This window comes from Bacillus sp. GMs2/2, from assembly GCF_050172095.1.
In the GTDB taxonomy this organism is placed as follows: domain Bacteria; phylum Bacillota; class Bacilli; order Bacillales; family Bacillaceae_G; genus Bacillus_A; species Bacillus_A cereus.
On record NZ_JBNLYE010000280.1, the window covers coordinates 1 to 5320 of the forward strand.

Genomic DNA, 5320 nt, shown 5'->3' on the forward strand with positions numbered 1-5320 from the left:
TCTGATATACATTGACAATGTATGTAAGATACATTAATCTTTAAATGTTAATGATAATCGATTTCATCTAGGGAGGACATATGATACATACTAAAAAACTAATTATGTTCTGCATTATGATACTCATGGTTGTAATTGCAGGATGTAGTAAAGAAGAGAAAAAAGAAAATAATATATCAGCGAAAGCAAAAGATTCATATACGGTAAAGCATGCAATGGGAGAAACGACAGTAAATGGTACACCTAAAAAAGTTGTTGTTTTAACAAATGAAGGCGCAGAGGCTCTCCTAGCTGTGGGCGTAACGCCAGTGGGGACTACGAAACCACGTGCTGGTGATGAATGGTATCCTCATTTAGCGAAAGAGTTAAAAAACACGGAAGTTGTAGGAACTGAACGTGATATTAATTTAGAGGCTGTAATGAAGCTTAAGCCAGATTTAATTATCGGAAATAAAATGCGTCATGAAAAAATATATGATCAGCTAAAAGAAATCGCACCAACTGTTTATGCAGAAACATTACGCGGTGATTGGAAAGAAAACTTTACACTTTATACAAAAGCTGTAAATAAAGAAAAAGAAGGGCAAAAAGCTCTTGATGATTATAAAAAACGCATTGAAGGAATGAAAGAGAAGTTAGGCGATAAATTGAATTCTAAAGTTTCTATTATTCGTTTCGTGCCAGGTGATGTTCGCATTTATCAAAAAAACTCATTCTCGGGCGTTGTTTTAAATGATATTGGATTTAAACGACCACCATTACAAGATAAAGATGATTTTGCGATAAAAGGAATTACAAAAGAGCAGATTCCAAATATGGACGGAGACTACTTATTCTATTTCACGTCTGATAAAGATGCAGATAAGAATAATGAAGGAAATTCGTTAGCAAAGGAATGGACAGAAGATCCACTCTTTAAGCAACTACAGGCTTCTAAAAATAACAAAGTATTCCAAGTAGATGAGGTAATCTGGAATACAGCAGGCGGTATTAAAGCTGCGAACCTTATGTTAGATGATATTGAAAAATATTTCCTTAAATAAATGATAAAATACATCACTTTTACGAAGTGATGTATTTTTTGTTTGTGAAAATACAGAAAATTCCTTCTTTCAGGGTGTCATAAGTTGTACAATAAAATCAATCATGTGATAAAGGAGTGGGGAAGAATGAAAGCTACTCATAAAGATTGGATCTTGTTTAATGGGAGAATGATTAATACGAAGGAAGAACAGCCGATGGTCGCATTAGAAGAGCGAGGCTTCCAATTTGGTGATGGGATTTATGAAGTATTTAGACTATACGATGGCAAGCCTCATTTATTAGATTTACATTTGGAACGATTCTTTAACTCTATGGCGGAAATAAAACTAATTCCACCATTTACGAAGGAAGAATTAGTAGAAGAGTTATATCAAATGATTAAAAAAAATCAATTTCAAGAAGATGGGAATGTATATTTACAAATATCAAGAGGGGCACAACCGCGCAATCATGTATATGAATCAGATTTACAACCGACATATTTTGCAAATCTTGTTTCGTTCCCAAGACCAGTTGCTTCAATGGAGGCAGGGATTAAGGTGACAGTAGAAGAGGATATCAGGTGGAAGTTTTGCCATATAAAATCTTTAAATCTGCTTCCTAATATCATGATCAAAAACAAAATAAATGAACAAGGGTATCAAGAAGCAATATTAGTACGAGATGGTATTGTGACTGAAGGGTGTCATTCCAATTTCTTTATCGTGAAGAATAATAAGTTGATTACACATCCAGCGGATCATTTCATTTTACATGGTATTACACGTCACTACGTAATTACATTAGCGAAAGAGTTACATATCGATGTAGAGGAACGAGAGTTTTCATTACAAGAAGTATATGACGCTGAGGAGTGCTTCTTTACAGCGACGCCGCTTGAAATATTCCCAGTCGTTCAAATTGGTGATGAACAGTTCGGGGCTGGTGAAAGAGGACCAATTACGAAAAAACTACAAGCTGCATACGAAGAGAGTATTCGTTTATTTAAAGTGACAAATTAATTATGAAGAAAAAAGCTGGTATTCTTCCGGCTTTTTTTCATGATATAATTCAAGCATAGGACAAGTTTTGAAAACGCTGTAAAAAGGGGATTTAATATATGAATTATGAAGATTTTAAAGAAGTAATTCACGGAAGACGAAGTGTTAGAAAGTTTACAGATCAAGAAGTATCTACTAATGATATAAAAGAAATAATTGATTGTGCTCGTTACGCACCGAGTGATACGAATTCACAAACGTGGGAATTCGTAGTTATCATGAATCGAGAGAAGATTAAAGAAATTGAACAAATGACATGGGATGCATTACATAAACTTGCGACAAAAGCAGCAGAAAATGGAGAAGAGAAAGCAGGGAAATTACTTACACGTTCTTTCGGACCATATGCAACAGCTTTCTCGGAGGCACCAGTATTAATCGTATGTTTGGCAACACCATATGAATCAAAGTTCCGTGAAAAGATATTTGATCCAATTGCTTTTGTTCCAGATTCAGTTTGGGAAGAAGAAGGCATTAAGAGTAGCTGTTTAGCGGCACAAAACTTAATGTTAGCTGCACATGCAAAGGGACTTGGTACTTGTCCAATGACAGGGCCAGTATTGCTAGCTCAAGATGAACTGCGCCAATATTTACAAATTGAGCCTGAAAAACAAATAAATATGGTTATTTCACTCGGATTTCCGAAAGATAAACCGAAGAAACTTCCAAGAAAAGAAGTAGATGAGATTACAACGTTTGTTTTTTAATTGCTGTATAGAAAAGACATTGAACTAACAATGTCTTTTTATTTTTGAGGGTATGTAATTCATATGTTGGGCTAAAATGATAGATAAGAGGAAATTACTATTTATTTCATAAAAAAAATTAATGTTCTATTAAGGAAAGTATGATACATTAATCGTGAGCAAGATTCTATTTGTTCATGAAAGTGTTGAAAGTAGTCTCAAAATTTAAAAGTTATTTTTGTATAATAAATTATAATGAAGTTACAGGGGGGATGAATTTTGAAAAAATTCATAATCACTGGATTGTCTGTATTGTTATTAGTTGGTTGCGGTGCTCCACAGGAAAAAGAGGACGCGCAATCAAAACAGGAAGAACAAGTTGTAAACGCAAGTGATGAGAATATGGTTGTATTTCCTGAAGGAGCAATGTCAATTGGGGAAGGGAAAGTAAAAGTTATTACTCCAGATGGTACTTCTGAAAACGGCAATATACCGACTGTATTCATCAAAAAGGATACGTTAATTCAGCAAGTTGAATTAGAGCTTTCTAATTTTCAAAGTGATAAAGAAACATTCGTATTTGTAGATCAAATGTATACGGATAAACATCAAGTAACTAGTACAACGCAGACAACAGTGCAGTTAAAAGAAAAAACGCTGGAAACAGGTAGTCATACAATTACTGCAGTTCAGTATGAAAACAATGACCCGAAAGGAAAGGTTATTAGTTTTAATCAAGCAACATTTGAGACAAAACCAGCGTCTTAATATGAATAAAAAGTACATTACTCAAAAAGTAGTGTGCTTTTTTGTTTGGACTAGAGTGTGCAAGAGTGAATAACTTATTTCATTTTCTAATACGATTAAATAGGAAGTAATCACTTGTTACTACTATGACAGAGAAAGAGGTTGAAGATGTGAATCGGTGTATTCGTATCATTTTGATTAGCCTAATGATGGCAGTAATTTGGTTTACGATACAAGAGTTTATGCAAATAATGCTCAATTATCAAATTCATGACTTGTTAATAGGAGCTATTTGTTTTACCATTGTTTATCTATTATATGATAAACTCGGGCTAAGGTAAGTTTCAGAAGAAAAATGTAGGTATTTCATTTGAAATGTCGAATAGTACATACGATGTCGTAATAACAAATTTTCTATTGTTTACTGTGAAACAGAAGAAGGAGAGATAGTAATGAAACGAGCTCTTATAAATATTGATTATACATATGATTTTGTAGCTGAGAAAGGCGCTTTAACATGCGGGAAACCAGGACAGGAAATTGAGAAGGAAATTGTACATATAACGAAGCAATATATTGAAAATGGAGATTACGTTGTCTTTGCTATTGATAAACATGAAGAAAATGATGTATATCATCCAGAATCAAAGTTATTCCCGTCTCATAATATAGCTGGTACAAGTGGAAGAGATTTGTTTGGTGAATTACAAGATGTGTACGAAACATATAAAAATGCAGAGAATGTATATTACATGGATAAAACACGGTATAGTGCATTTGCTGGAACGGATTTAGAGATGAAGCTAAGAGAAAGAGGAATTGAAGAGGTTCATCTTGTAGGGGTATGTACTGATATTTGTGTTCTTCATACAGCAGTAGATGCGTATAATAAAGGGTTTAAAATTGTTGTTTATGAAAAGGCAGTTGCATCTTTTAATGCGCAAGGACATGAATTTGCACTTGGACATTTTAAATCTTGTTTACATGCAGAAGTGAAATAAAAAAGAGGCCTTTAAAAAAGGTCTCTTTTATTTGTCCTTGTTCATTGAAAACAGCTACCGCAACGCCTAATAAATTGAGTGGTCTTGATCCGACAACTTTTCTAAGTTCTTCAATATATCCCATTGTATGTAACCTCCGTAAGAAAAAATAAGAGCAAATAAACTATTCGTTATTATGTAAATATATTCCTCTTTATAAGGGGAGAGGTGACATATAACTTATTTGTGTTATTTGGTAAAATATACATCAAAAAAGGTCAAACAAAAACTTTGACCTTTTTTGACCAAATGTTATAATAAAGGCAGAAAGAGATAATCTTTCATTCATAAATAATAAGGAGGAAAAAATATGCGTAATTTATTTCCAGAGATAACAAAACGTCAAAATGGTATTTTTGATTTTGGGCCTTCTTTATTAGAAGGGATGACAGATGCTTTCTTTAAGCCACTGAACATGGATACTTTTAAAGTAGATGTTCATGAGCAATCTGATAAATATACTGTGAAAGCAGATTTACCAGGTTTTCAAAAAGAAAACATTCAAGTTGATTTTGAACAAGATGTATTAACGATTCAAGCAACTAATCATAATGAAGTAGAAGAAAAAAATGAGAATGGCACATATATTCGTAAAGAACGTTCTATAGGTTCTGTAACTCGACGCTTTAGTTTTAAACAAGTTGAGGAAGAAAATGTTAGAGCAAATTATAAAGATGGCGTACTGACAATTGAATTGCCAAAATTGAAAGAAGAAAAAAGTAGTAAGACAACAATTAATATCGAATAAAAGAGCTGATAAATT

8 protein-coding genes are annotated in these 5320 nt (G+C 33.2%); 7 read left to right on the forward strand and 1 reads right to left on the reverse strand.

The features are described from left to right. The first annotated feature begins 80 nt into the window (after positions 1-80). From ACQGS6_RS22320 to ACQGS6_RS22345, 6 genes are all read left to right on the forward strand, one after another. Entirely contained in the window at positions 81-1043 is a 963-nt protein-coding gene (locus ACQGS6_RS22320; protein ID WP_000581989.1) for an ABC transporter substrate-binding protein, read from the forward strand. Positions 1044-1169: 126 nt separating this feature from the next. Next, the gene (dat, locus tag ACQGS6_RS22325; RefSeq protein ID WP_000648387.1) at positions 1170-2045 is read left to right on the forward strand and encodes a D-amino-acid transaminase; all 876 of its coding nucleotides are present in this window, start codon (positions 1170-1172) and stop codon (positions 2043-2045) included. A 98-nt stretch (positions 2046-2143) separates the two neighbouring features. Next, positions 2144-2791 carry a nitroreductase family protein gene (locus tag ACQGS6_RS22330; RefSeq protein ID WP_001105291.1) on the forward strand — a complete coding sequence of 216 codons (648 nt, stop codon included), beginning with the start codon at positions 2144-2146 and terminating at the stop codon, positions 2789-2791. A 258-nt stretch (positions 2792-3049) separates the two neighbouring features. Further along, positions 3050-3538 (forward strand): hypothetical protein, encoded by a 489-nt coding sequence (locus tag ACQGS6_RS22335; RefSeq protein ID WP_000713496.1) that lies wholly within the window; start codon positions 3050-3052, stop codon positions 3536-3538. 125 nt (positions 3539-3663) lie between these two features. After that, complete coding sequence (locus tag ACQGS6_RS22340) at positions 3664-3858, forward strand: hypothetical protein (RefSeq protein ID WP_000136530.1); 195 nt, start codon at positions 3664-3666, stop codon at positions 3856-3858. A gap of 111 nt (positions 3859-3969) precedes the next feature. Beyond that, positions 3970-4518: a cysteine hydrolase family protein gene (locus ACQGS6_RS22345; protein WP_000816767.1), complete on the forward strand. Its 549-nt coding sequence runs from the start codon at positions 3970-3972 to the stop codon at positions 4516-4518. On the opposite strand, the gene ACQGS6_RS22350 is transcribed toward ACQGS6_RS22345, so the two are convergent. Next, the gene (locus ACQGS6_RS22350) at positions 4487-4642 is read right to left on the reverse strand and encodes a hypothetical protein (protein WP_009326906.1); all 156 of its coding nucleotides are present in this window, start codon (positions 4640-4642) and stop codon (positions 4487-4489) included. The genes ACQGS6_RS22345 and ACQGS6_RS22350 overlap by 32 nt on opposite strands. Positions 4643-4867: 225 nt before the next feature. Between ACQGS6_RS22350 and ACQGS6_RS22355 the strand changes: the two genes are divergently transcribed. Beyond that, a complete protein-coding gene (locus ACQGS6_RS22355; protein ID WP_001245053.1) occupies positions 4868-5305 on the forward strand; it encodes an Hsp20/alpha crystallin family protein in 438 nt (145 codons plus the stop codon). Positions 5306-5320 lie beyond the last annotated feature (15 nt).